Raw genomic sequence first — 24,031 nt, forward strand, 5'->3', positions numbered from 1 at the left:
CACCTATCACTCCATGCTTGCCAACTTGAGCCAACGGAGCTGATAGACATGAGCCTGATCCAAGATAAATTCGCTTCAGTATTCTGCAACTACGACGTCACCACTCAGCCACGTCCTGACGGCGGCATCCTGTTGACCCTGCGTAACAGCGAAGGCAAACAGGTGAAGCGCTCGATCTCCTACCAGCAGTTGCACACTGCCGACCAATTGACCTGGGTGATCAGCGCCATTCGCCGCGACCTCGCCGAACAAGCCAGCGACCTGCCGCAGATTTCGATGCTGCAGAGCCAAAACCGCTTTGCCCTGCCGACGTACCACTCGGCTTAAGGCTCAGACAAAGCAGAGGGCCGCGACACTGTTGAGTGTCGCGGCCCTTTTTTACGCCTTCAGCAAAGCCCCTGACGCGCGGCCTCATTCATTGCCTGCACGCGGTTGGTCACTTCCAACTTGCCGTAGATATTGCGCAAGTGGAATTTTACCGTGGCTTCTGACGTGGCGCGTATCTTACTGATCTCCCACACAGTCTTGCCTTCCGAGGCCCAGCGCAATATTTCCAATTCTGTCGGGGTCAGCGACTTGCCCGCCAGGTTAATGCGTCGCCTGGCAGCATTGGGTACCGAATACGGCGGTAGAAACGATTCCCTCGGGCCTCTCATTGCGTTCTCTCCATTTTATTGGTCGACGTCCTATCACCCTTCGGATTCCTCCTATTGACAGGTGATATAAACGCTAATACCAGAGAGAGTTACATAAGGAATGGTATTAAGGCGCAGGCCCGAAAATAAACAGCAAGTCCCTACAGAAGGTTAAGTTTCTTCCCACAGAAACTTCCACCATACGGGGATTGAAGTTTCTGATAGGCCGTAATTAATCGTCCAAACCGGGAAAGCGCCGGGCAATATCGTCACCTGTGAATTCAGGTACCCACCCTTTCGCCGTATTGAACAACCGCAACGCTACGAAGTGCGGGTTCTCACCCATGTCAAACCAGTGCGCAATACCGGCGGGAATCACCAGCAGGTCGTTTTTCTCGCAACGCACGGCGTACACGTAGTCGCCAATGTGCAGGGCGAACAGGCCCTGGCCAGCAATGAAAAAACGCCCATCGTCTTCACTGTAACGGCGCTCGTCCAAAAACTGTGCACGCCGTTCAGATTTTTGCGCGTGATCGCCGGTAACGCGCAGCACTTCTACAGAGCCGTAGCCGAGAGCATCGATCTGCGTCTGATACGCCGCGATCAGTTCGGCATCGCTGGCGCCCTGCTCAATCGGGCTCGGCTGCCAGCGCTCAAAGCGCACGCCATGCTCGGCCAGAGTCGCGGCGATGTCATCGAAATGGGTCAAGACCTTGTTCGGAGTGTCCGGTGTAGCGGCGGAGTAGACAGCGACGTAGCTCATTGAAGGGTTCCTTGGTTCTGCTCTTGCAATCGAAGACCGATGATAACGGCGGCGGCCAGGGCGGCGACGCTGGCGATGCTGAAGGTCAGGGTCGGCCCCAACAGGTTCCAACTGTAGCCCGAATACAGCGCGCCCAGCGCACCGCCGGTACCGGCCAGGGCGGCATACAGTGCCTGGCCCTGGCCTTGTTGTTTGTCGCCAAAACTGCGCTGCACAAAGGCAATCGCTGCCGCGTGAAAGCTGCCGAAGGTGGCGGCGTGCATCACCTGCGCCAGCAACAGCACCCAGAAAAACTCGGCAAACGAACCCAGCAGCAGCCAGCGCAGTGCCGCCAGCAGCAAACTGGCGAGCAATACCCGGCGTACCGAAAAGCGCGAGAGGATACGGCTCATGGCGAGGAACATCAGCACTTCCGCCACGACACCCAAAGCCCACAACAGGCCGATCACACCACGGCTGTAACCCAGGTGTTCGAGGTGCAGGGTGAGAAAGGTGTAGTACGGGCCGTGGCTCATTTGCATCAACGCCACGCAGGCGTAAAACGCCAAGACGCCCGGGCTGCGCAATTGTTTCAGGAATCCCTCGCCTGCCAGGCGACTACCCTGGGTCGCCGGCTGCGCGTTCGGCACCCACAGGCTGGCGCCGATGATGCCGGCCATGATCACCACAACCACCACCGGGTAGATGTCCAGGCTCAGCCAGTCGAACAGGCGACCCATGATCACCACGGTGAGGATAAAACCAATGGAGCCCCAGAGGCGGATCTGGCTATAGCGCGAGGTTTGTTTGCGCAGGTGCGCGAGGGTGATCACTTCAAACTGCGGCAGCACTGCGTGCCAGAAGAACGCATGCAGCGCCATCACCAGGGCCAGCCAGGCGTAGGTATGACTGACGAAGATCAGCGAAAAACTCGCCAGGGTGCACACCGCGCCAACGCGCACGATGGCCAGGCGTTGGCCGGTGTAGTCACCCAGCCAGCCCCACAGGTTGGGCGCCACGCAGCGCATCAGCATGGGGATCGCTACCAGCTCGCCGATGCGCGCGCTGGAGAACCCGAGGTGATTGAAGTACAGCGCCAGGAACGGCGCTGTCGCCCCAAGCAGGGCGAAGTAGAACAGGTAGAAGCTGGAGAGGCGCCAGTATGGGAGAGGGTTAGTCATGGCTTGGCAGGGGGCTGCTTCGCAGCCCAGCGCGAGCAAGCTCGCTCACTACAACAAGCAGTCACAGCTGGCCCAGTACCGGGGTGGTTACATGGACGTCAGCATTTTGACCACGGTTGCGCAGCAGGTGGTCCATCAACACGATGGCCATCATCGCTTCGGCAATCGGCGTAGCGCGGATGCCGACGCAGGGGTCGTGGCGGCCCTTGGTGATCACGTCAACCGGGTTACCGTGCACATCAATCGAACGGCCCGTTGTGGTGATGCTTGAGGTCGCCTTGAGCGCCAGGTGCGCAACGATCGGCTGGCCGGAGGATATACCGCCGAGGATGCCGCCCGCGTTGTTGCTGAGAAAACCTTGCGGGGTCAGCTCGTCGCGATGCTCGGTGCCGCGCTGGGACACGCACGCGAAGCCGGCGCCGATTTCCACGCCTTTGACGGCGTTGATGCTCATCAGCGCGTGGGCCAGTTCGGCATCGAGGCGGTCGAAGATCGGTTCGCCCAGGCCCGGTTTAACGCCTTCGGCAACCACGGTGATCTTGGCGCCGACCGAATCCTGGTCGCGGCGCAACTGGTCCATGTAGGCTTCCAGTTCCGGCACCTTGTCCGGGTCGGGGCTGAAGAAAGCGTTTTCTTCCACGCTGTCCCAGGTCTTGAACGGAATTTCAATCGGGCCCAACTGGCTCATGTAGCCGCGGATCACGATGCCCTGGGTCGCCAGGTATTTCTTGGCAATGGCGCCGGCAGCCACACGCATGGCGGTTTCGCGGGCCGAGCTGCGGCCACCGCCACGGTAGTCGCGTTCGCCGTATTTGTGGTGGTAGGTGTAATCGGCGTGGGCCGGACGGAACAGGTCCTTGATCGCCGAGTAGTCCTTGGACTTCTGGTCGGTGTTGCGGATCAGCAAGCCGATGGAGCAGCCGGTGGTACGCCCTTCGAACACGCCGGAAAGAATCTCGACTTCGTCGGGCTCCTGGCGCTGGGTGGTGTGGCGGCTGGTGCCGGGTTTGCGACGATCGAGGTCACGCTGCAGGTCTGCCACGGACAGCTCGAGGCCAGGCGGGCAGCCGTCGACAATGGCGACCAACGCCGGGCCATGGCTTTCGCCCGCGGTGGTGACAGTGAACAACTTGCCGAAGGTATTGCCGGACATGCAGGGCGCTCCGTGAAATCAGTTGAATCAAGTCAACTGTAATAACTTAAGGCCGCCAGTATACGCAGGCCAACCGACTAGTTCATCCTCGAAACCTTACCGGTAGACCTTGGTCCAACCGGCACCTCTCTGATGATGGCGCGATGATGCTGCGAGTTCTACTGTTGACCCTCACCCTGTTTTCCAGCCTTGGCTTTGCCGCCTCCCCCATTGTGTTGCAACGCCCCATAAGCCTGGACACCGGTAGCGGCGAGCTGTTTGGCTCACTCCTACTGCCCAAATCCGACGAGCCAGTACCGGTGGTGCTGATCATTGCCGGCTCCGGCCCCACCGACCGCAACGGCAACAGTGCCGACGGGGCGCGCAACGACAGCCTCAAGCGCCTGGCCTGGGTGCTGGCGCGGCATAACATCGCCAGCGTGCGCTACGACAAGCGTGGCGTGGCCGCCAGCCTGGCCGCCACGCCGGATGAGCGCAACCTGACCCTGGACGCTTACGTCGCGGACGCCGTGGCCTGGGGCAAACTGCTCAAAGCCGACAAACGCATGGGCCCGCTGATTGTGCTCGGCCATAGTGAAGGCGCCCTGGTAGCAGCCCTCGCCGCGCCGCAACTGGACCCCGCCGGCGTGATTTCCCTGTCCGGCAGCGCACGCCCGGTTGATCAGGTGATCCGCCAACAGTTGGCCGATCACCTGCCGCCTGCCCTGCTGCTGCGCAGCAATCAAATCCTCGATCACCTCAAGGCCGGCCAAGTGGATATGGATGTGCCTGGCCCACTGGAAGGCATTTTCCGACCCAGTGTGCAGCCGTATCTGATCAGTTTGTTTCGCGCCGACCCGTCGGCCGCCTTCGCAAAGCTGCGCATGCCAGCGCTGATCATCCAGGGCACCAACGACATCCAGGTCGGAGTGGGCGATGCCCAGCAACTGAAAAAGGCCAAGCCAGACGCTCAGCTTGCGGTGATCGGGGGCATGAACCACGTGATGCGCATCGTGCCCAACGACGTGAAACAGCAATTGGCCTCCTACAACGACCCGCAATTGCCCCTCGCCGCCGAGCTGGGCAGTCGTCTGGTGCGCTTTATCGACGGACTTCAACCCCATTAAGCGGCAATTTGCCTCCAGTCTTGGAAAAAACGGCCGATAAGCCCAGGGTCGACAGTAAACAGACTGTCGGTTTGCTGGGCTTGGACAGGATCGCGCCGCATGACAACCACTGAAGCAACACCGGAACCTACCGCCGAAACCCCGGCTGAAAAAACCGAGGCCGTCGACGCGGCGACCCTGCCATGGGCGGATGTTCAGGCCGAGCATTTCAAGATGCTGCGCCTGGCCCCCTTGGCCACCGACCGGGCCACGGGCGTGCGGCCATTGCGGTTCGTGCAATTCGGTTATGCCGAGCGCAATGACAAGCACCACAGCCTGCTGCGCATGGTCATCCAACTGCCGGGCCAGCGCGTGCGCCGTGAGCAGAATCACCTGGATATCTGGGTCGACCACGACAAGCACCGCGTGCATTTCGGCCCGGGCAACAGCCTGGAAATCGAACCGGCCAACCGCGGTATCGGCCGCTTCCTGGTCGCCCAAGCCGCCGCGTGGGCGAAGAAGAAGTGGTCGCACTATCGCGTCGACGGCGTGGACCTGTCCAACAAGGACGCATTGAACGAAGCGACACGCCTGCGCCGCGATCACTTCTTGCGCATCCAGGGTTTTGATGTGGCCTACGCCGATGTGCAGCACCTCAAAGGCAATGTGCAACCGGGCAAGGTCAGCGACGTGCTGGACAGCTGGAACACCGAGAAGGTGCAGTTCGTGGAGATTCTTGAAGCGGCGCAGATGCTGCAACAGGCCGAGCAGAATCTGATGGAACACGAAGTGAAGCTGCGCAAGGAAGAGGAAAAAGTCACCAAGTTCAAGCGTGAGGACAGCGGGTTGCGCTTTACCATCACGTGCCTGGTGGCGTTTACGGTGTTTCAGGCGGGGTTGTTGATCTGGATTGCGACACACCGCTGAAACAGGTTCGCACTAGGAAATAAGATCAAAATGTGGGAGCGGGCGTGCTCGTTCCCACATTTGCACCGTATTCCTATGGCTAGGACAAGTTAAACTCTGGCGGCAAACACTGCTTGATGCGCCAGGCACTGTTCCGCCGTCAACATAAACACCCCATGCCCACCGCGCTGGAAATCCAGCCAGGCAAAATCCACTTCCGGGTACAACGCTTCGACGTGGACCTGGCTGTTTCCCACTTCAACCATCAGCAAACCCTTCTCGGTCAAGTGGTCCGCCGCCTCGGCCAGCATACGCCGCACGAGATTCAAGCCATCATCGCCGCACGCCAGGCCCAGCTCCGGCTCGTGCTGGTATTCGTCAGGCATGTCGGCAAAGTCTTCGGCATCCACGTACGGCGGGTTGGACACGATCAGGTCAAAGCGCTGGCCCGGCAGGCCGTCGAAACCGTCGCCCTGTACGGTATACACGCGCTCATCAACGCCATGACGCTCGATGTTCTGGTTAGCCACTTCCAGGGCTTCGAAGGACAAGTCCCCCAGCACCACCTCGGCGTCCTGGAACTCGTAGGCACAGGCGATGCCGATGCAGCCGGAGCCGGTGCACAGGTCTAGGATGCGTGCCGGTGGCTGGGCCAACCAAGGCGCGAAGCGGTTTTCAATCAGCTCGCCGATCGGCGAACGCGGGATCAGCACACGCTCATCGACGATAAATGACATGCCACAGAACCAGGCCTCGCCAATCAGATAAGGTGTCGGCACGCGTTCGTGGATCCGGCGGTGCAGCAACCGTTGCAGGTGCGCGACTTCCTCTTCTTCCAGGTTGCAATCCAGGTAACTGTCGGCAATTTCCCATGGCAGGTGCAAGGCGCCGAGCACCAGTTGCCGGGCATCGTCCCAGGCATTGTCGGTGCCATGGCCAAAAAACAGGTCTTCCCCATGAAAACGGCTGACAGCCCAACGGATATGGTCGCGCAAGGTGCGCAGGCGGGAAGAAGAAGTGGTCACGGGGGCAAGCTCCTGGAAAAAACGACTGGCGATTCTAACAGCCTTAGCCCCTATCGACGATGTACGAACACCTGTCGCCACACGTCGGAATTCATCCAAATTGCCATCATTGTGTTAAACAAGCCCACCTATTGACATGGCTGCACGTCAACAACGGCGTACCTTACGATCGTAGCGATTCACAGAACCGCTCAGCCAGTGGACAATGTCGCAAAAGCCCCCCTCACAGGAGCCCCAGAATGTCCGTTCCAAAGACGATGTTTCAACTCAGCGGTCGTGGTTACGCAGCAGCGAACCTTGCCCATGCGACTCTCGTGATCATCGACGCCCAGAAGGAATACCTCAGCGGTCCACTCGCCCTCTCGGGCATGGACGCAGCTGTCGAAAACATCAAACAACTCGTTGCAGCGGCACGCAATGCAGGGCGGCCGATCGTGCATGTACGCCATCTGGGCACCGTGGGTGGCCTGTTTGACCCCCAGGGCGAGCGCGGTGAGTTCATTCCCGGCCTCGAGCCTCTTGGCGACGAAACCATCATCGGCAAGCTGCTGCCCAGTGCCTTTCACGGCACGGGCCTGGAAAAACACCTGCAAGACCTCGGCCCTCTGGACTTGATCGTCTGCGGCTTCATGAGCCATTCCAGTGTCAGCACCACCGTGCGTGCCGCCAAGAACCTGGGCTTTCGCTGCACCCTGGTGGAAGACGCCTGCACCACCCGTGACCTGCCTTACAAAGGCGGCATCTTGAGCGCCGAGCATGTGCAGCAGACTGAAATGGCGATCATGGCCGACAACTTTGCCACTCTCGCGCAGACCAAAGACCTGATCTGATCGACCTTTTGATGAGCGGCGCGGCAGTGTTTATTGCCCCGCTCATCCGCAGAGCCCTTTCATTTGGCGCATTTACCCCTCCCCCCGGAACAACCTGTGTATTGTCCGGTCGAAGGGCCGATACCCTGGAGGAAAGGTCGGAATGAAGATATCCGATGGTTTTGATGCTCGTCGCTTGCGCCCCAAGGGCCCGAGCAACTGGCGTCTGCGCCTGGTGGCCGGCATTGCCGCGCTGCTGGCGATTATTGGTGTGCTGTTGGCTGGCGCTGGTGGCGCCGGTCTATTGGGTCACTCGCCGGCCCTTGGCGAGCTGAATGCCAGCCCTGGCGGTTCGGCGATTCTGTTGGCGATCGGGCTGTTGGTGCTGTGGCTGGGCGTGTGGTTGTGGCGGCGCAGCCGTCGGAAAATGCGCCAGCCGTTGTCGCTGAACATCGCTTCGCATCTGATGAAAAAGCACGACTGATGGCGCTTGGATAGCGTTTCCTGCGCCCTGGCCGCCGCGATTTAGGTAAACTGCCCGCCCTTCGCGGAGGCCAACATGCACGACGACGACTTTTCCCTGTTCAAAAACGAGCTGCGCGGCGTCAAGCCGATCAAGCACGATCGCGCCGATACCGGCAAACCCAAGGCCGACCGGGCGCAGATCGCCAAGCTGCGCCAGGCCGCGACCGTGCGCACCGACGCCACCACCGTGGACGGCCTGTCGGACCAATTCGTAATCGATGTCGGCCCCGAAGACGAGCTGATGTGGACCCGCGACGGCGTGCAGGAAAGCCAGATGCGCAAGCTCAAGGCCGGCCAGATCCCCTTCGAAGGCAGCCTCGACCTGCACGGCATGACCGTGGAAAAAGCCCGCGAAACCCTGTGGGCCTTCCTGGCCGAAGCCACCAAGTTCGAAATCCGCTGCGTGCGCGTTACCCATGGCAAGGCCGTGCGGCTGGACGGCAAGCGGCCCATGATCAAGAGCCACGTCAACACCTGGCTACGCCAGCACGCCCAGGTACTCGGCTTTACCTCGTGCCAGGCCCGCCACGGCGGCGCGGGAGCGGTGTATGTGATGCTCAAGCGCACCATGATGGAAGGGCGTGACGAGTAACAAGTGCCCTCGTCAGGCTTGCAGCGATGTGTCCGCCACCGTAACCTTGCGCTTTGCGAAAATCCCACAGGTAGTTTCATGTCCCTGGAACAGAATTACACCGAGATCCTCGGCCAACTCGGCGAGGACGTTTCCCGCGAGGGCCTGCTCGACACGCCAAAACGTGCCGCCAAGGCGATGCAGTACCTTTGCCGCGGCTATGCGCAGACGCTCGAAGAAGTCACCAACGGTGCCTTGTTCAGCTCCGACAACAGCGAAATGGTGCTGGTCAAGGACATCGAGTTGTACTCGCTGTGCGAACACCACCTGCTGCCGTTTATCGGTAAGGCCCACGTGGCGTATATCCCGAGCGGCAAAGTGCTGGGCCTGTCAAAGGTTGCGCGGATCGTCGACATGTACGCCCGCCGCCTGCAGATCCAGGAGAACCTCAGCCGCCAGATCGCCGATGCCGTGATGCAAGTGACAGGCGCCCTGGGCGTGGCCGTGGTGATTGAAGCCAAGCACATGTGCATGATGATGCGCGGTGTCGAGAAGCAGAATTCGTCGATGATCACCTCGGTGATGCTGGGTGAGTTCCGCGAAAACGCGGCCACCCGCAGCGAATTCCTCAGCCTGATCAAGTAACAGGCTGCATACGAAAAAGCCGGCGTTCATCGCCGGTTTTTTTTCGCCTGCCAAATTGAGGTAAGCTGCGGCCCCTTCTGTATCGGGCAAGAGGTTTTAGCCATGTTCGTCAAAGCACTTCGAGTGGGCCTCGGCCACGTCATCATCGCGGGCGACTTCCTTACCCGCCCGCGCAAAAAGCAGCGGCCTGCCGAACAGCAGGCGTTGGTGAATGCGGCAGCCAAGGAGCTGACGCTCTATCAATTCCATGCCTGCCCGTTCTGCGTGAAGACTCGCCGCACCCTGCATCGTCTGAATGTGCCAGTAGCGTTGAAGGATGCGAAGAACAACGAGCAGGACCGCCAGACCCTGCTGGAGCAAGGCGGCAAGATCAAAGTGCCGTGCCTGCGCATTGAAGAAAATGGCCAGACCACCTGGATGTATGACTCCAAGGTGATCATTGATTACCTGGACAAGCGGTTTGCTGCGGTCTGACAGGTTTAAAAAATCAAAATGTGGGCGCTGGCTTGCCTGTGCCCGCCTTAACGCCGTATTACCAGATCCAGCAGCGCGGAACCCAGGCACTTGCCATGCGCATCCAGCGCCAGCGAACGGGTGACGCCACCGCGCAGGATCCCCGGCAGCACGAAATTCAGCGCCTGCACATTGCGCAACTCATAACGCCGCACAGGTGCCGCCCCCGGTTCGCGCAAGCCAGCGAAAAACTCAGCCACGCGCTCGGCCGTGAGCTGTTCGCACAGCAGCGGATAATCCTCGGCACGGTAGGCAATGATCGAGATATTCGACGTGTCGCCCTTATCCCCGGTGCGGGAGTGGGCCAGCGTGTGCAACTTCATGCTTCGATCCTCGGGTTGACCGCATTGCGCGGCAGCAGCAACGACGCCACGGCCACCACTTGGCGCACGCTTTTGCTCGCGCCGCCGCCTCCGGACGGGCCATTGGTGTAGAGGGTTTCAACTTCATTGCCAACGCGCACCGCTTCGCCGCGATCCTCACAGCGGGCCGCCACGCGCAGGCGCACTTCCCAGGGTTCGACTGTGCTGCGTGTGCCGTGAAGCGAGTCCATGCCGATCAGCTCCGCGCGCAGGTCTTGCATCTTCACGCCCATCAACTCAAGACGCTTGAGGACTACATCCCGCGCCAGCTGCGCCCGTGCGACAGCACCGGGGCCGCCGTAGGACATCTGCCCTTCACCGATCCAGCCATCCAGATAGCCGACGCTGATCTTCAATTGTTCGGGCCGCGCGCGGCCGTCGGCACCGCTGGCGCGCACGCGATCAACGCTTTCTTCGACAAACCCCACCTGGGAAAAATCGGCCGTCACATCCGGCGTGAGGTACGCCGCCGGGTCGTGCACTTCGTAGATCAGTTGCTCAGTACAGGTGGCGCGGCTGACCCGCCCACCTGAGCCGGCAACCTTGGTGATCAAGGCGTCGCCGTCGGCATCGATCTCAGCCAAGGGGAAGCCCAGGCGCGCGAGGTCATCCACGTCCTTGAAGCCGGGATCGGCAAAATACCCACCGCTGACTTGCCCGGCGCATTCGAGCAAGTGCCGCGCCCCAGACGCAGCCAATCGTCCGGCGCCCAGCCAAATTCAAACATCTGCGGCGCGAGGAACAGCGATGGGTCGGCCACGCGCCCGGTGATCACTACATCTGCTTCGGCACGCAACGCCTCCAGAATACCGTCGACGCCCAGGTAGGCATTTGCGGAAATCAGCCGTTCACCCAATGAGCCGACAGTCTGGCCATTATCCAACAGAAACTCGGGCTGCAACACGTTCAACACGTCGTCGCCGACGACCGCAACCACCTTAAGATCAAGGCCCAACTCACCGGCAATCCGCCGCACTTCAATAGCCGCGGATACCGGATTGGCGGCGCCCATGTTGGTGATCACCCGCAGGCGGCGGCGACCTTCAGGCCGGCCAACAAAAGGCAACACCCGGCGCATGCGCTCACTCAGCAAGGGGTCGTACCCACCCTGTGGATCACTGATCCGCGCCTGTTGCGCCAGGGCAATGGTGCGTTCAGCCAGGCACTCGAACACCAGGTAATCCAGGTCGCCCCGCTCGGCCAGCTCCACGGCAGGTTCGATACGGTCGCCGGAATAGCCGGCGCCGGAACCGATGCGCAAGGTTTTCATCTCAAATTACTCCCAGGAGCAACGCCGTCAGGCTCATCAACACCGACGCTGCGAACAGAAACGGAATGGTGAAGCGCTGGTGATCGGCCAATTCGATCTTGCACAGGCCCACCAACAGGAAGGTCGCGGGGTCAGCGGGCTGACCGGGAAACCGGTGGTGTGCACGCCGAGCAATGAGGCTTGGGCCACTTGCAACGGGTCGACGCCCAAGGCCTTACCCACTTCGGCGATCACCGGCATTACGCCGCAATAGTAGGAGTCGGGGTCGAACAGCATGCTCAACGGCATGGAAATAAAGCCCACCACCGCCGGGATCAACTTGCCGTGGCCGGCCGGAATCTGCGCCACCGCCACTTCGGCAATCGCCTTGAGCATGCCGGTGCCTTGCATGATCCCGGTGAACACCCCCGCGGCGAGCAGGATACTGGCCATGGTCAGCGCGGTCTTGGCGTGGGCATCGATGCGGGCGCGCTGGGCGTCCACATTGGGATAGTTGATACACAAAGCCATCACGGTGCCGAGCATAAACATCACCACCGGGTCGACCCAGCCGGCAATCATCACCACCATCACCAGCACGGTCAGGATCAAGTTGACCCAGAACAGACCTGGGCGACGCAGCTTGATGTCGTCGTCACTGAGCACCCGTTGCGGCATCGCATCGACGACCGAGCCGGCGCCGAGGCCCAGGCGTTTTTCTTCGCGATGACCCAGCCACCAGGCGCAGGCGAATACGAAGATCAGACCAACGATCTGCACCGGGATCAGCGGCTGGAACAGGTCCGCCACCGGCACATGCAACGCCGCGGAGGAGCGCAGCACCGGGCCGGTCCACGGTAAGAAGTTGACCCCTGCCGCCATCGCGCAGACACACGCGAGGATGCGCTTATCAATGCCCAGCCGCGTGTACAGCGGCAGCATCGCCGGCACCGTCACCAGAAAGGTCACCGCGCCGGAGCCGTCCAGGTGCACCAGTAACGCCAAGGTCGCCGTACCCACGACAATTCGTGTAGGACGCGTCCCTACCGTGCGCAGGATGCGATCAATGATGGGGTCAAGCATGCCGGCGTCGGTCATGATCCCGAAAAACAGGATCGCGAACACAAACATACCCACCACGGGGGCGACGTTCTTGATACCGGTGATGATGAAGGCGCTGGTTTGCAGGCCGAACCCGCCGAGCAGCAATGAAGAACAGCATGCAACACATCCAGGCATTCCTTGCCGTGGCCCGCACCGGCAGTTTCACCAAGGCCGCCAATGAGCTGCACCTATCGCCTTCTGCGCTGACCGTGCAAGTGCAGCAGCTGGAAGACTGGCTCGGCGTCGCCCTGCTCGACCGCAGCCCACGTCACGTCAGTATCACCGCCGCCGGCCTGGATGCGCGCGGGCCCATGGAAAAACTGCTGCTGGACCTGGACAACATCGTCACCGGTTCCCGCGACCTCGCCGCCTTACGCCGAGGCGTGGTCACCATCGCCGCCCTGCCCTCGGTCTGTGCCGGTTCGCTGCCGCCTGTTCTGCGCCTGTTTCGCGAGCGTTTTGCCGGGATCGAAGTACGCCTGCATGACCTGGTGGCCCATCGCATTCACGCTCAAGTACGTTCCGGCGAAGTGGATTTCGGCATCGGCGTGCGCGCACGGCTCAGCCACGGCCTGGAATTCGTACCGGTGCTGAATGATCGTTTGTGCGCGTTTGTACCGCTGGATCATCCCCTCACCCGCCATCAACAACTGACCCTGGAACAATTGGCGGACCAGCCGATCATCCTCACCGGCCGCGACAGCAGTGTGCGCGAGCACGTGGATGCGCTGTTCGACGAGACACGACTGACGATGAACGCCGGGATGGAGGCCAACTACATGTCGACCGTGTTGGCGCTGGTGCGCCAAGGGCTGGGGATCAGTGTGCTGCCAGAGTCGGCGGCGGACAGTCTGGAGGGGTTGAAGCGCATCAATATCGATCATCCTGGCGTGAACAGGGAGATCGGGTTGATCAGTCGCAGCGGGATGGGGCTGAGTCCCGCAGCACAACGCTGCTTTGATCTGCTGAACGACGAACTATCTGACACACTCTAGCGCCCACATTTCGGCCTCGTTGTCAGTCCAGCATCGGCACGTGCTTGGGATGGCTGGCCACCCGCACCAGCCACGCCTGCACGGCCGGATAAGCGTCCAGGTCAAACCCACCTTCATTCGCCACATGGGTGTAGGCATACAGCGCCACATCGGCGATGGAGAACTGGTCGCCCACCAAGTAAGGCGTCAACTGCAGCTGGCGCTCCATCACCTTGAGTGCCTTGTAGCCGCCTTTGTGCAGTTTTTTGTATTCCTCCAGACGATCCTCGGGAAGTCCCAGGTAAAACTGGATAAACCGCGCCACTGCAATGTACGGCTCGTGGCTGTATTGCTCGAAGAACTGCCACTGCAGCACTTGCGTGCGCAGGCGCGGCTCGGTGGGCAGGAACTCACTGCCATCGGCGAGGAAGTTGAGAATCGCGTTGGACTCCCACAGGCAGGTGCCGTCTTCCAGTTCCAGCACCGGGATCTTACCGTTGGGGTTCTTGGTCAGGAACTCGGGGGTCTCGGTATCGCCGTTAAGGATATCGACATCGATCCATTGATACGGGATGCCCAGCAGGCTGAGCATCAATTTGACCTTGTAGCAGTTGCCCGACTTGTAATCGCCATAAACCTTGTACATGGGGCTCCCCTTATGCCGCTTGCGCGTGCTGTGCGTGACGGACCACCGCGGCCAGGCACTTAAGACCTTCGTCGAGGCGGGCCGGGTCGATATGGCTGAAATTGAGTCGCAGCGAACCGTGGTGCTGGTCCGGCTCGGAAAAGAACGGTTCACCGGGCATGAACGCGACGTTCTGATCGAGCGCTTGAGCCAACAAGGTGCGGGTGTCGAGCGGCTGTTTCAAGGTCAGCCAGAAGAATAATCCACCCTGGGGCACTTGCCAGTCGGCCAGATCGGCGAAGTGACGTTCCAATGCGGCTTGGAACGCATCGCGACGCTCGCGGTAAAAGCTGCGAAGTTCCACCAGGTGATGCTGGTATTTCTCCGTGCCGATCCACTGCATCGCTTGCCACTGGCCGACGCGGTTGGTGTGCAAATCCGCCGACTGCTTGAGCTTGAGCAGGTGCGGGAACAGGTCCGGGCTGGCAATCAGGTAGCCAACGCGCAGGCCCGGCAACAGGGTCTTGGACACGGTGCCGGTGTAGATCCAACTGGCTTTTTTCAGGCGTCCGACAATCGGTGTGGCGCTGCCGCCGTCGAACGTCAGTTCGCGGTAGGGCTCATCTTCGATCAGGGTCACGCCAAACTCATCGAGCAAGGCGGCGACGGCGGCGCGCTTGGCGTCGCTGTAGCGCACGGCCGACGGGTTCTGGAACGTCGGGATCAGGTAGATGAACGCCGGACGATGGCGTTCAAGGTTGACCCGCAGAGCGGCCAGGTCGGGGCCATCGGCTTCCAATGACACGGTGAGGCAATCGGCGCCGAACAGCTGGAAGATCTGCAAGGCAGCCAGGTAGGTCGGGCCTTCCAACAGGATCTGCGTGCCTTTGTCGATATACAGCTTCGCCGCCAGGTCCAGGGTTTGCTGGGAACCGCTGACCACCAGCACCTGGCTGGCCTGGCACGGCACGCCAAGGGCTCGGGCCTCGGCGGCGAGCAACTCGCGCAATTGTGGCTCGCCTTCGCTCATGCCGTATTGGCCGATGTTCAGCGGCATGTCATCCCAGTTCAATGCTGGCAGCATGGCCTCGGCCGGCAGCCCCCCGGCGAAAGACATCACTTCCGGGCGCTGGGCTGCCGCGAGGATTTCACGGATCAGGGAGCTTTTAAGGCGCGTAACACGTTCAGAGAAGGCCATGGGGTCACCGGTAGCGAAGATCGCGTTAAATACGTCAAACTGGTTGACCGAAATTACGACAACTTCAGTGGATACGTCAACATGCTTGACCTTAAAAACCAGGCCCGCCAACAAGAGGCCATGGAGGCGTTCTTTTTCGGCTACCAGGCCTTCACCGCCAAAGCCGACGAAATGCTCGAACGTCGAGGCCTGAGCCGCGTGCACCAGCGCATTGTGTTTTTTATCGCGCGCTACCCCGCCTTGAGCGTGAAGGAACTGCTGGAATTGCTCGGTGTGAGCAAGCAGGCGCTGAACATGCCCCTGCGCCAATTGCAGGAAATGCATCTGGTCAACAGCGTCGCGTCAGAAACCGACAAGCGCAAACGCCTGCTGGAGCTCACTGAAGAAGGCCTGCGTTTTGAGCAATCACTGCGCCGCGAACAGGTGAAGTTGTTGCAACGCGCCTTCAGTGACGCGGGGGCTGAAGCCGTGGCCGGATGGCTAGCGGTGAACCAGGCGCTGAGTGCCTTGAACTAGCCTTTCATCCACTTTTACCCAACCGCTCGAAAACATTATTTGCTTTATTTGTATACAAAAGCATAATTCGCTTCGTGCGAGTTCCTGACCTATTGGTCAACAAACCCGCCAGTACCTCACAGCGCCTAAGCGCTGGCCATAACAATAAAATGCTTGAGGAGTACTCGCTGTGGATAGCCGCAAATCCGAAGCCTCACCCCTGGACCTCCAACCCACCCGCACCGGCTGGCTGGAACGCCTGTTTAAGCTGCGCTTGCATGGCACCACAGTGAAGACCGAGCTGATCGCCGGTCTCACCACCTTTATCACCATGGCCTACATCATTTTCGTCAACCCGAACATCATGGCCGACGCCGGCATCGATCACGGCGCGGCATTCGTCGCCACCTGCATCGCCGCCGCGCTGGGCTGCCTGTTAATGGGCCTCTACGCCAACTGGCCGGTCGGCCTGGCGCCGGGCATGGGCTTGAACGCGTTTTTCACCTACACCGTGGTCGGCACCATGGGCTACACCTGGGAAACTGCGCTGGGCGCAGTGTTTATTTCCGGCGTTCTGTTCATGGGCCTGACCCTGTCCCGCGTGCGCGAATGGCTGCTCAACAGCATCCCCGTCAGCTTGCGCCATGCGATGGGCGCGGGTGTAGGCCTGTTCCTCGGGGTGATCGGCCTGAAGACGGCGGGCATCATCGTCGACAGTCCCGCGACCTTGATCAAACTCGGTTCGTTGCACGAGCCCGCGCCACTGCTGGCAGCCGTGTGCTTCCTGCTGATCGCGATCCTCAGCTACCACCGCGTGTTCGGCGCGATCCTGATCAGCATCATCGCTGTGACGCTGGCGGGTGGAGGGCTGGGCCTGGTGCACTACAACGGCATTCTTGCCACACCTCCGAGCCTGGCGCCGACCTGGATGGCCATGGACGTAAAAGGTGTATTCAATATCAGCATGATCAGCGTGGTATTTGCATTTCTTTTTGTACACATGTTCGACACTGCCGGTACACTGATGGGCGTCGCGCAGCGGGCCGGCCTCGTCAATGCCGATGGCAAGATCGATAACCTGTCACGTGCGTTGAAAGCCGACAGTGCTTCCAGCGTATTCGGTGCCATGGTGGGTGTTCCACCGGTGACCAGCTACGTGGAAAGTGCTGCCGGCGTGGCCGCTGGCGGGCGTACCGGGCTGACCGCCGTGACCGTGGGCATCCTGTTTGTGGCGGCGATGTTTTTTGCACCACTGGCGGGGATGATTCCAGCGTATGCCACGGCGGGTGCGCTGATTTATGTCGCGATGCTGATGATGGCGAGCATGGCCCATATCAATTGGGATGAAGCCACTGACAGCATCCCGGCGATTGTCACCGCAATCATGATGCCGCTGACCTTCTCGGTCGCCGACGGTATCGCCTTGGGCTTTATCACGTATGTGGCGCTCAAGGCCGGCACCGGTAAGTACCGCGAGATTTCTGTCAGCCTGTGGGTGCTGTGCGCGATCTTTATCGCCAAATTCATATTTCTATAAAGGAGCAATGGATGAACCTGGAAACCTGGCTACTGTTCAGCGGCGCAGCATTGGTGGTGATCCTCATACCAGGGCCACTGTCCCTGCTGATGATCAGCAACAGCCTCAACTATGGGCTGCGCCGCTCGTATCCAGCGTTTCTTGGCGGGGTACTTGCCTCGATCTGCCTGCTCAGCGCCTCGGCGCTGGGTTTGGGGGCGTTGTTACTGGCGTCCGAGCAACTGTTCAGTGCCTTGAAGATTGTTGGCGCGTTGTACCTGTTTTATCTCGCCTGGCAGAGCTGGCAGCAATCGCGGCAACCGGCCCATGGCGCCGAAGTTGCGCAGTCGGCTGCCACGCCCCGCTTTCGCACACTGTTTGGCCGCGCCTTTGTCCTCGGCGCCAGCAACCCAAAGGACATTCTGTTTTTCGCCGCCTTTCTGCCCCAGTTTCTCAACGGCGAGCAGCCGTTCCTGCCACAACTACTGGTAATGATCGCCACCTGGACCGTGCTCGACCTGTTCTGCAAACTGGCCTATGGCTTGAGCGCCCATGGTGCGGCCCGCTACCTGCGCAGCGGCAAAGGCCAAAGCTGGTTCAACCGTGTCAGTGCGGGATTGTTTGGCGGTGCGGGCATGATGTCGTTGATGAAGGTCAGAATGGACTCACTTTGACGAAATAAACACTGGGAGGAACCGTACCCCGGACGGGCCATTGAATGCCTGCTGCGATCCGGATCAATCGCCCCTCCTCCATGGCACTTTTGACTTGCACGAGCGCGCTTAATTTTGGAGATCGGCTAATGGCTCGATTAAACCAACCATCCGTCAACCGTTCATGCAACGTGACAACCCCTTTTTCGGCCCACTGGACTGTCACGTAGTACAGCAGGTTCTGATCGGAGGACGTATGGGTCGCGATAAAATCGCGCGTGAACCGGCGACCTCGCTTTTTGCGCAGCTCATTGACACTGAAACCCTGTCGCTCCAGCACCTGCCTGACGGCCGCATACTGCGCATCGTTTCGCTCAACCCAGCGCCCCCCGCGACTGGGCCGCAACGAAGGATCCAATCCCGTCGCCTGAAAGTCGACACGAGTAAAGCCGGGCGCTTTACCATCGAAACCGATGAACACCGTGCCGTTCTTCCTATGGGAATACCGCAACATCCTCAGCAAGTCATCCGTTTGACCGGGGCTGGCAGGCAGTGCTGGTAACCAACCGTCCAACGTCGCACGAACGTTGAGCAGATGAGTCGCCGTTGCAGAGCGACTCGAATCCGCCCGTTCAATCATCCTTGCGACAGTGAAATCCCGGCTTTTGATGGTCATGGCAGGAAATGCATCCCCCACAGACTCCGCCAATGGCTTGTTGAATAGAGGTGTATGGAACACCCAGTCGTTCGTCGAAGTGCGTGAGGCCGCAATAGGCTGTTCGAGCCGCGCGGTGCTTGTCCAACGCTCGAGATCAACGCTGGCCAATGACACCAACGGTTCATCCTTCATGATAAATACAATGCCGTCCAAAGGCGCTTGATTACCTTGAGGGAGCAACCTGTAATAAGCACTTGACGGATCAGCCAAACTCGCGCCAGCCGGGGCGTCTCGCAGTACATTACAGGCAAAACCTCGGGAATCCATCGGAATGTGATACACATCAGGCGCGAGCAAGATCATTTGGTCAACATTCGGAGTTTGCATACGCCACTGCAGCCCATCAGAGGGTGCCGTGACGGTTTTCTTAATCCAGTCTTCCGTCGCCGTGCGCACTAAGGGAGGCGACCAGTCCGGCGACGGTGGTACCGGAGCTGTCCACGGGCCTGGCATGCTTGAACTCGTTCCCGCCACCGGTTGCGGCGCGTCTGCGCCGAGTAACCACTCCCTGGACTGGTGGATATCCAGAATCAATTCGTCCTGACCCGGCGACTGCTGGTTTTTCAGACGAAACCCTTGCTCACTGCCCCGTTTGTAAACCGGATAATGGTGTGTGTCATCCGCCACAAATAGCCCTCCATTTTTGACGTAGACACCTTCCCGACCCGGCCCCTTCAACGCCACAGCCCCCTCCGGCACCGATGCAGTCTTGAAACGCTCCAGGGCCGGAAGTTGCCTCACGGATGACGCCGAACGGGGACCACCGCTCGGTTCCACCCGCCAGCGGCGTATCCGCCCCAAAGCCGGGGGCAGCGCAGACCGTATAGCGGAAGCCCCCGCCACACCCGCCACCTTGGGGCCGGGTACGAACGTCATCACCAGATTGACCATTAACAATTTAATCGTATCGGCCAACACGCGCTTATCACTGGGATCGCCATAACGCTTGTAACGGCGCGCTGCAACGTACAACTCGTAGATGTCACTGAACACTCCGAGTACGGGAATGAAGAGACTTAACACCATCCGTGTTTTGGCCAAGCTGCCGTCGCGAAGGCGGCGGATTCGATATTCCTTCAGCGCTTTATTAGAGTAACTGGCGGCCTGTGCCTGGCGTTGCAACTCGTGCACTTTGCCGTGGTACAGCAACGCCTGGGCATTGCAGTTGGACGTGGCAACAATCGCCAGCCAATCCCGTGGATCACTGGCAATCTGCTCGAGCGCCTGTTCTTCAATCTCATCAAGTAACAGCGACGGTTCCAGATGCTTGACGCGCAGCAGGCGGGTCAACCGCCAAATCCCTCTCACGAGGAAACTGCCAGGAAGCACATCAAGTATGTTGAAGGCCGTTGGTTCGAACGGGGACTGGTGCTTTGCCTGAAAGGCCCAGCCGGGTGCGACCTGGCGTGCCAGCGTCTTAAGGTTATCGGGCAATGCGCACAGACGGTTCAATTCAGCCCCTGCCTTTTCAAGGTTGCTGTACTCAGTGAGCACCAAGGCGAGGGGCGCCTGGGGCCAATAGACCACGCAAAGCTGCGAACGCTTGTCTTGCACGACCACTATCCCTGCGACATAGCGATCATGCTGCATCGTATGGCCCACCAAATGAACCACGTGCAGGTTTAACTCATGCGGGTTCGTCATCAGGTCCTGCGGCGTCCGTGCGGCCATTGCAGTACTGAATACGCTTTGCGCGTTCGCCGACAGCCCGTGTTGAATCGCTGAAAACAGATGATGCTCAACCCCCGCACGCAGCGCGCGATTCAATAACTCGGGAATACGTCCTTTGCTGAGCGAGTTACTGGGATTAACAGAGGGATAAAACACCTTATTGATCAATGCGTCGTACCGGCCGCCTACATCCAGCGAAGATACGATTTGCCTCAAACGGCCAGTCGAAAGACTGTCTGGCCACGTCCATCGCAGAGGGCAAGCACGGTTTAACTTATAGTGCGTCCAAGGTGCCAGCGGGTCCAGGTTGTGCAGCGCCAGCTCCAATAGACTGAAGGCCCTGCACGACGACGAGGGGGGCAGTATCTTTTGCGGATCTTTCAAGAGGCAAGCCTCTTTATAATCACAATACGTGCCATGGATATCACCGGACATCGCCATAAAGGGCTCGTCTATCTGCACCCCCAAGGAGATCCCCTCGTCACGCAACCGGGCGGTCAACGCCTGGCGGGCATAGGTGTTCAAGTCCGGTAGACGTTGTTCCAGCCGGCTTAAAAATGCCCAGGTGCTGCTCATGTAAAGCTTCTTCGAGCGCCTGAAGTGTTTGCGCTGCGCACGCGTGGCCCCCGCTAACCATGCCGGCAGTTTTTTCGCCTCAAGTGCGACGTTGCGCAGCAACTCAATATTCGCCTGCGCGCGGCTCAGGGCGCTATTGAAGGGAACCTGCAGGTGTTGTTCCAGCTCAGTCAACAGCAGCGCACGGCTCATGTCGGCATCCTTGACCTCACTGAAAATACGCGTGATGTGATCGGTGCTTTTGTACAAGCGATCACAGCTCCCAAGGCGCTTTTTGAGGGAGGCCAATGCCGGTTTACCTGGGATGGGCACGTAGCGCACCTCTAAGGTTTCACGCACCGCATGTGTGCGTAAGTTGTTGCGCTTATCGCGCGCGACACAGCCCCACAGCACGGAATCGTCCCGACTGACGAGACTGGCTTTGACACTTCGGGTGAGGGCGTCCAGCCCGGCAAAAGCCATCACCCCGCCTTCTTCTCCGAAGGCGTACAGCACCACGGGTAGCTGGCGAAGCGGGACTCTCACCGCCGCGGCGGTCGTAACCACCCAAATGTTATGGAGCGAGTAAAAGGCATCCAGCTCGCTGCCGATGGCAATCGACAGCACCTGGGTTTGACTGTCCGGACGCCGGGCGGGCAAAGGCTGCTCCACCACTTCAATCATCAAGTCACGATGCGCCGTACTCAGCAGCTTAAGCCTGTGTTGCAACTGCACTTCGCAGCGCAAGGCCTCGGTTTGGGCGTGCATAAACGACACAACCCGCCTGGGTGTCCCCTCCCCACCTGGGCGCTCAGACCAAAAATCAACGTGAAGCAAGCGTTGCCCGGCACCCTGCGACAATGCATTCAAGGTTTGGGCGTGAACCTTGAGTTGACCCACCCATGCGACGACCTCCTGATGCGCCGGTGTCTCGGCGCTTGGATCATCCGGATCCAGCAGCGCGACCATGCCTTTTTCGTAACGCTTGATCTGCTGCTCTGCCGTGCGCAGCGCCAAGCCGGGCGCGACACTGGCAAAGATAATTTCTGTGCTCCGTCGCTGGTGGTCCCAATCGAGCAATTCGTCACGCAGCTCGCCGAGCCGAGCCCACCCGACCAGTTGTTTCCTGTTGCCCTCCACGTACTTGAGAAACGAACCTGCATCAAGTGGCTGCGGCCGCTCTTTGGCAAATACGTGCTGGTGATAAATCACCGAAACGCAGGCCAACTCGTTATTCCATTGCTGGCTCAGCAACTCCTGCGCCCCCAGCGCCAACGCATCCTCCAGAATCTCCTGACCACGCACAACGCTGGACGCCGGGGACAAGTCCGCAGGACGGCATAACATGTGGCGACGATTTAAAGGCAAGCATTGCCAGAGCTCGTCAAACCGCGACTTGCTCAGCTCCAGCACACCGCACTGAAGCGCAACGAAGGAAGGGTACTCATAGAGATTGCGGGCCACACCCGGCAGGTAAATGATATGCGGCACACCACTGGGGTCACCCTCGCGATAGATATGCAGGGCACCTGGAATCACCATCGCAGGTGTACCCGGCCAGAGTAACTGGCCCACTCGCACGCAGGCCCAATCACCACCCGCGGCCTGACGCGCCGGCGCGCCAGGCGCATCAATCACAGCCTGAACCATGGCCATTCCGGTACTCGACAGCTCATCCAGTTGCCGCGCGATCAAGGCATGGGCGGCGAAGAGCTCCTCGTGCAACGCTACCCAGCGCTCCCGGCGCGTGCGCCAGGAACCGTATGCCAAGGTGTCCCAATAGTTAGCGGCCGCGTGGATTAATCGCTCATAAAGCCGCATCGCGACCACCCGTTGAAGGGCTTCCAACGGCGTCAATGTCAATCGAGAGCCGGGCTTTCCTTTGATGGTCAGCGTGGTTGACGCACAAACACTGGCAGCCGCCCAGGGCTCAAAAAGCAACGACAATGCACGACTTGTCAGGCTGTCGACTTTCTCGGGCTCACCGTCCTTCGCAGGCACGGTAAACAGCAGATCATCCGGTTCCTCCTTGAACGCCTTGTAGAGCTCGGCGCGAATCACCTTCAATATTTTGGGCGAGCGCCCCAGCAGATGTGTCAGCGTCTGCGCCGACTCGCTGCAGCGCATGTCGGCCAGGCAGATCTGATTGATCAGGCGGCTGGGATGGGTAGAGGTGCGAACCCGCGCCTTCAACGAGTTACGAATGGCCCGTAACTCAGCGTCGGGGGCCTCTTCAGCATCGCTGGCGTCGTCAATCTCGTCGGTGTCGGACGCAGCGCTGGAAACGGGAGGAGCGGACTGACTTTCGGTGGCCGAGGTCATGGTGTTTTTTCTCGTGGAGGAAAACACCCAGCCTAAGCAACGCAGGCGGTCAGAACGCGCTAGATAATTGAGCCCACTGCAGGCAAAAAAAGCCCGCAGTGTGGGCGGGCGAAAAACCAACGAAGAGCTTTGGGGGTGTGAAGCGAGGTGACGCTCAGCTACCGCGGTAGGTGGAATAGCTGTAAGGCGAAATCAACAGTGGGACATGGTAGTGATCCTGTTCGGCGCTGATGCCAAAGCGCAACACCACCACATCGAGAAACGCCGGTTCAGGCAATTGCACGCCACGGGCACGGTAGTAATCACCGGCGCTGAATTGCAGCTGGTAGACACCGCTGCGGTAGTCGTCGCCTTGCAGCAATGGTGCTTCGCAGCGCCCGTCGCTGTTGGTCACGGCGGTAGCGACCCACTCAAGCTGAGTGCCTTCGACGCGATACAGTTCAACCTTGATCGCGCTGCCGGGGCAGCCGTGTGCGGCGTCCAAAATGTGTGTGGTCAAGCGTCCCATGGCGTCTACGCGCCTCCCGTGGTCAGTAGAAGAGTGATCCGCACTTTTTCAGGGCATCGAAAAAGCCGGCGATGGCTGATTAAGACACTTTTAAAAAAAATTGTACACAATAAAAATCATAACGCTTTGGATCAGCATGCTGCTGATGCTCGACAGACTGATCGATGAGTAATCCTTGCTTTTAAACAACCTTTTGTCCATTAGCTGACCAGTCAGGCAAGTTTCTTGCTACACCCTTTACACAGAGCTCTGCGGAAAAAATGCAAAAATGCAGGCTTACAAAGTTGCCGA

At 59.8% G+C, this 24,031-nt stretch carries 22 protein-coding genes and 2 pseudogenes; 12 read left to right on the forward strand and 12 right to left on the reverse strand.

What is annotated here, in order from left to right; translation table 11 throughout:
* The first annotated feature begins 48 nt into the window (after positions 1–48).
* Positions 49–327: a DUF3509 domain-containing protein gene (locus AACY52_RS07285; RefSeq protein ID WP_339455473.1), complete on the forward strand. Its 279-nt coding sequence runs from the start codon at positions 49–51 to the stop codon at positions 325–327.
* 59 nt (positions 328–386) lie between these two features.
* On the opposite strand, the gene AACY52_RS07290 is transcribed toward AACY52_RS07285, so the two are convergent.
* The 4 genes from AACY52_RS07290 to aroC all read right to left on the reverse strand — a co-directional run bounded on the left by AACY52_RS07290 (position 387) and on the right by aroC (position 3,711).
* Positions 387–656, reverse strand: coding sequence for a helix-turn-helix transcriptional regulator (locus AACY52_RS07290; RefSeq protein ID WP_339416489.1), 270 nt, complete (start codon positions 654–656; stop codon positions 387–389).
* A gap of 211 nt (positions 657–867) precedes the next feature.
* The gene (locus tag AACY52_RS07295) at positions 868–1,398 is read right to left on the reverse strand and encodes an acireductone dioxygenase (RefSeq protein WP_339416490.1); all 531 of its coding nucleotides are present in this window, start codon (positions 1,396–1,398) and stop codon (positions 868–870) included.
* Complete coding sequence (locus AACY52_RS07300) at positions 1,395–2,558, reverse strand: MFS transporter (RefSeq protein WP_339455471.1); 1,164 nt, start codon at positions 2,556–2,558, stop codon at positions 1,395–1,397. The genes AACY52_RS07295 and AACY52_RS07300 overlap by 4 nt, the downstream gene beginning before the upstream one ends.
* Positions 2,559–2,619: 61 nt before the next feature.
* Positions 2,620–3,711, reverse strand: a complete 1,092-nt coding sequence (gene aroC / locus AACY52_RS07305) for a chorismate synthase (protein ID WP_339416494.1) — start codon at positions 3,709–3,711, stop codon at positions 2,620–2,622.
* Between the two features lie 143 nt (positions 3,712–3,854).
* Here aroC and AACY52_RS07310 point away from each other — a divergent pair, with 143 nt between their 5' ends.
* Both AACY52_RS07310 and AACY52_RS07315 read left to right on the forward strand, forming a co-directional pair.
* Positions 3,855–4,817, forward strand: a complete 963-nt coding sequence (locus AACY52_RS07310) for an alpha/beta fold hydrolase (protein WP_339416496.1) — start codon at positions 3,855–3,857, stop codon at positions 4,815–4,817.
* 99 nt (positions 4,818–4,916) lie between these two features.
* Positions 4,917–5,723: a hypothetical protein gene (locus tag AACY52_RS07315; protein WP_339539851.1), complete on the forward strand. Its 807-nt coding sequence runs from the start codon at positions 4,917–4,919 to the stop codon at positions 5,721–5,723.
* A gap of 89 nt (positions 5,724–5,812) precedes the next feature.
* Here AACY52_RS07315 and prmB read toward each other — a convergent pair whose 3' ends face one another.
* Positions 5,813–6,727, reverse strand: a complete 915-nt coding sequence (gene prmB, locus AACY52_RS07320; RefSeq protein ID WP_339436282.1) for a 50S ribosomal protein L3 N(5)-glutamine methyltransferase — start codon at positions 6,725–6,727, stop codon at positions 5,813–5,815.
* 239 nt (positions 6,728–6,966) lie between these two features.
* Here prmB and AACY52_RS07325 point away from each other — a divergent pair, with 239 nt between their 5' ends.
* The 5 genes from AACY52_RS07325 to AACY52_RS07345 all read left to right on the forward strand — a co-directional run bounded on the left by AACY52_RS07325 (position 6,967) and on the right by AACY52_RS07345 (position 9,751).
* On the forward strand, positions 6,967–7,557 hold the full coding sequence (locus tag AACY52_RS07325; protein ID WP_339416501.1) for a cysteine hydrolase family protein: 591 nt from the start codon (positions 6,967–6,969) through the stop codon (positions 7,555–7,557).
* A gap of 142 nt (positions 7,558–7,699) precedes the next feature.
* On the forward strand, positions 7,700–8,020 hold the full coding sequence (locus AACY52_RS07330; protein WP_339506327.1) for a hypothetical protein: 321 nt from the start codon (positions 7,700–7,702) through the stop codon (positions 8,018–8,020).
* Positions 8,021–8,095: 75 nt separating this feature from the next.
* On the forward strand, positions 8,096–8,653 hold the full coding sequence (locus AACY52_RS07335; RefSeq protein ID WP_339416503.1) for a Smr/MutS family protein: 558 nt from the start codon (positions 8,096–8,098) through the stop codon (positions 8,651–8,653).
* A 78-nt stretch (positions 8,654–8,731) separates the two neighbouring features.
* Positions 8,732–9,277 carry a GTP cyclohydrolase I FolE gene (gene folE / locus AACY52_RS07340; RefSeq protein WP_339438344.1) on the forward strand — a complete coding sequence of 182 codons (546 nt, stop codon included), beginning with the start codon at positions 8,732–8,734 and terminating at the stop codon, positions 9,275–9,277.
* 102 nt (positions 9,278–9,379) lie between these two features.
* Positions 9,380–9,751 carry a glutathione S-transferase N-terminal domain-containing protein gene (locus AACY52_RS07345; RefSeq protein WP_065873333.1) on the forward strand — a complete coding sequence of 124 codons (372 nt, stop codon included), beginning with the start codon at positions 9,380–9,382 and terminating at the stop codon, positions 9,749–9,751.
* Between the two features lie 47 nt (positions 9,752–9,798).
* Here the strand turns inward: AACY52_RS07345 and AACY52_RS07350 are convergent, their stop codons facing one another.
* The 3 genes and pseudogenes from AACY52_RS07350 to AACY52_RS07360 form a co-directional block, all read right to left on the reverse strand.
* A complete protein-coding gene (locus AACY52_RS07350; protein ID WP_339436283.1) occupies positions 9,799–10,113 on the reverse strand; it encodes a hypothetical protein in 315 nt (104 codons plus the stop codon).
* Positions 10,110–11,422, reverse strand: a pseudogene (locus tag AACY52_RS07355) (acyclic terpene utilization AtuA family protein). Before AACY52_RS07355 ends, AACY52_RS07350 begins: the two are co-directional and overlap by 4 nt.
* Position 11,423: 1 nt before the next feature.
* Positions 11,424–12,607, reverse strand: a pseudogene (locus tag AACY52_RS07360) (CitMHS family transporter); the annotation flags it as partial.
* Between the two features lie 2 nt (positions 12,608–12,609).
* Here AACY52_RS07360 and AACY52_RS07365 point away from each other — a divergent pair.
* On the forward strand, positions 12,610–13,500 hold the full coding sequence (locus AACY52_RS07365) for a LysR family transcriptional regulator (RefSeq protein WP_370468014.1): 891 nt from the start codon (positions 12,610–12,612) through the stop codon (positions 13,498–13,500).
* Between the two features lie 22 nt (positions 13,501–13,522).
* Here AACY52_RS07365 and AACY52_RS07370 read toward each other — a convergent pair whose 3' ends face one another.
* Together AACY52_RS07370 and AACY52_RS07375 are read right to left on the reverse strand one after the other, a co-directional pair.
* Entirely contained in the window at positions 13,523–14,125 is a 603-nt protein-coding gene (locus AACY52_RS07370) for a glutathione S-transferase family protein (protein ID WP_339436285.1), read from the reverse strand.
* A gap of 10 nt (positions 14,126–14,135) precedes the next feature.
* The gene (locus AACY52_RS07375) at positions 14,136–15,302 is read right to left on the reverse strand and encodes a PLP-dependent aminotransferase family protein (RefSeq protein WP_339416510.1); all 1,167 of its coding nucleotides are present in this window, start codon (positions 15,300–15,302) and stop codon (positions 14,136–14,138) included.
* 81 nt (positions 15,303–15,383) lie between these two features.
* Here AACY52_RS07375 and AACY52_RS07380 point away from each other — a divergent pair, with 81 nt between their 5' ends.
* The 3 genes from AACY52_RS07380 to AACY52_RS07390 all read left to right on the forward strand — a co-directional run bounded on the left by AACY52_RS07380 (position 15,384) and on the right by AACY52_RS07390 (position 17,987).
* Positions 15,384–15,818 carry a MarR family transcriptional regulator gene (locus tag AACY52_RS07380; RefSeq protein WP_339416512.1) on the forward strand — a complete coding sequence of 145 codons (435 nt, stop codon included), beginning with the start codon at positions 15,384–15,386 and terminating at the stop codon, positions 15,816–15,818.
* A gap of 169 nt (positions 15,819–15,987) precedes the next feature.
* Positions 15,988–17,334, forward strand: a complete 1,347-nt coding sequence (locus AACY52_RS07385) for an NCS2 family permease (RefSeq protein ID WP_339416514.1) — start codon at positions 15,988–15,990, stop codon at positions 17,332–17,334.
* Positions 17,335–17,345: 11 nt separating this feature from the next.
* Entirely contained in the window at positions 17,346–17,987 is a 642-nt protein-coding gene (locus AACY52_RS07390; protein ID WP_339416516.1) for a LysE family translocator, read from the forward strand.
* Here the strand turns inward: AACY52_RS07390 and AACY52_RS07395 are convergent.
* On the reverse strand, positions 17,968–23,232 hold the full coding sequence (locus AACY52_RS07395; protein WP_339560385.1) for a dermonecrotic toxin domain-containing protein: 5,265 nt from the start codon (positions 23,230–23,232) through the stop codon (positions 17,968–17,970). The genes AACY52_RS07390 and AACY52_RS07395 overlap by 20 nt on opposite strands.
* A 154-nt stretch (positions 23,233–23,386) precedes the next feature.
* Entirely contained in the window at positions 23,387–23,740 is a 354-nt protein-coding gene (uraH, locus tag AACY52_RS07400) for a hydroxyisourate hydrolase (RefSeq protein WP_339416519.1), read from the reverse strand.
* Positions 23,741–24,031: the final 291 nt, after the last annotated feature.

This window comes from Pseudomonas sp. EA_65y_Pfl1_P113 (genome assembly GCF_963970525.1).
GTDB classification, from domain to species: Bacteria; Pseudomonadota; Gammaproteobacteria; order Pseudomonadales; family Pseudomonadaceae; genus Aquipseudomonas; species Aquipseudomonas tritici.

What these genes read in the sequence shown, in the direction of transcription:
- AACY52_RS07285 (WP_339455473.1), top strand. Translation starts at nt 49, where the DNA reads ATGAGCCTGATCCAAGATAAATTCGCTTCAGTATTCTGCAACTACGAC.
- AACY52_RS07325 (WP_339416501.1), top strand. Translation starts at nt 6,967, where the DNA reads ATGTCCGTTCCAAAGACGATGTTTCAACTCAGCGGTCGTGGTTACGCA.
- AACY52_RS07330 (WP_339506327.1), top strand. Translation starts at nt 7,700, where the DNA reads ATGAAGATATCCGATGGTTTTGATGCTCGTCGCTTGCGCCCCAAGGGC.
- uraH (WP_339416519.1), bottom strand. Translation starts at nt 23,740, where the DNA reads ATGGGACGCTTGACCACACACATTTTGGACGCCGCACACGGCTGCCCC.
- AACY52_RS07300 (WP_339455471.1), bottom strand. Translation starts at nt 2,558, where the DNA reads ATGACTAACCCTCTCCCATACTGGCGCCTCTCCAGCTTCTACCTGTTC.
- folE (WP_339438344.1), top strand. Translation starts at nt 8,732, where the DNA reads ATGTCCCTGGAACAGAATTACACCGAGATCCTCGGCCAACTCGGCGAG.
- AACY52_RS07375 (WP_339416510.1), bottom strand. Translation starts at nt 15,302, where the DNA reads ATGGCCTTCTCTGAACGTGTTACGCGCCTTAAAAGCTCCCTGATCCGT.
- AACY52_RS07315 (WP_339539851.1), top strand. Translation starts at nt 4,917, where the DNA reads ATGACAACCACTGAAGCAACACCGGAACCTACCGCCGAAACCCCGGCT.
- AACY52_RS07290 (WP_339416489.1), bottom strand. Translation starts at nt 656, where the DNA reads ATGAGAGGCCCGAGGGAATCGTTTCTACCGCCGTATTCGGTACCCAAT.
- AACY52_RS07390 (WP_339416516.1), top strand. Translation starts at nt 17,346, where the DNA reads ATGAACCTGGAAACCTGGCTACTGTTCAGCGGCGCAGCATTGGTGGTG.
- aroC (WP_339416494.1), bottom strand. Translation starts at nt 3,711, where the DNA reads ATGTCCGGCAATACCTTCGGCAAGTTGTTCACTGTCACCACCGCGGGC.
- AACY52_RS07345 (WP_065873333.1), top strand. Translation starts at nt 9,380, where the DNA reads ATGTTCGTCAAAGCACTTCGAGTGGGCCTCGGCCACGTCATCATCGCG.
- AACY52_RS07395 (WP_339560385.1), bottom strand. Translation starts at nt 23,232, where the DNA reads ATGACCTCGGCCACCGAAAGTCAGTCCGCTCCTCCCGTTTCCAGCGCT.
- AACY52_RS07370 (WP_339436285.1), bottom strand. Translation starts at nt 14,125, where the DNA reads ATGTACAAGGTTTATGGCGATTACAAGTCGGGCAACTGCTACAAGGTC.
- AACY52_RS07380 (WP_339416512.1), top strand. Translation starts at nt 15,384, where the DNA reads ATGCTTGACCTTAAAAACCAGGCCCGCCAACAAGAGGCCATGGAGGCG.
- AACY52_RS07350 (WP_339436283.1), bottom strand. Translation starts at nt 10,113, where the DNA reads ATGAAGTTGCACACGCTGGCCCACTCCCGCACCGGGGATAAGGGCGAC.
- AACY52_RS07335 (WP_339416503.1), top strand. Translation starts at nt 8,096, where the DNA reads ATGCACGACGACGACTTTTCCCTGTTCAAAAACGAGCTGCGCGGCGTC.
- AACY52_RS07310 (WP_339416496.1), top strand. Translation starts at nt 3,855, where the DNA reads ATGATGCTGCGAGTTCTACTGTTGACCCTCACCCTGTTTTCCAGCCTT.
- AACY52_RS07295 (WP_339416490.1), bottom strand. Translation starts at nt 1,398, where the DNA reads ATGAGCTACGTCGCTGTCTACTCCGCCGCTACACCGGACACTCCGAAC.
- AACY52_RS07365 (WP_370468014.1), top strand. Translation starts at nt 12,610, where the DNA reads ATGAAGAACAGCATGCAACACATCCAGGCATTCCTTGCCGTGGCCCGC.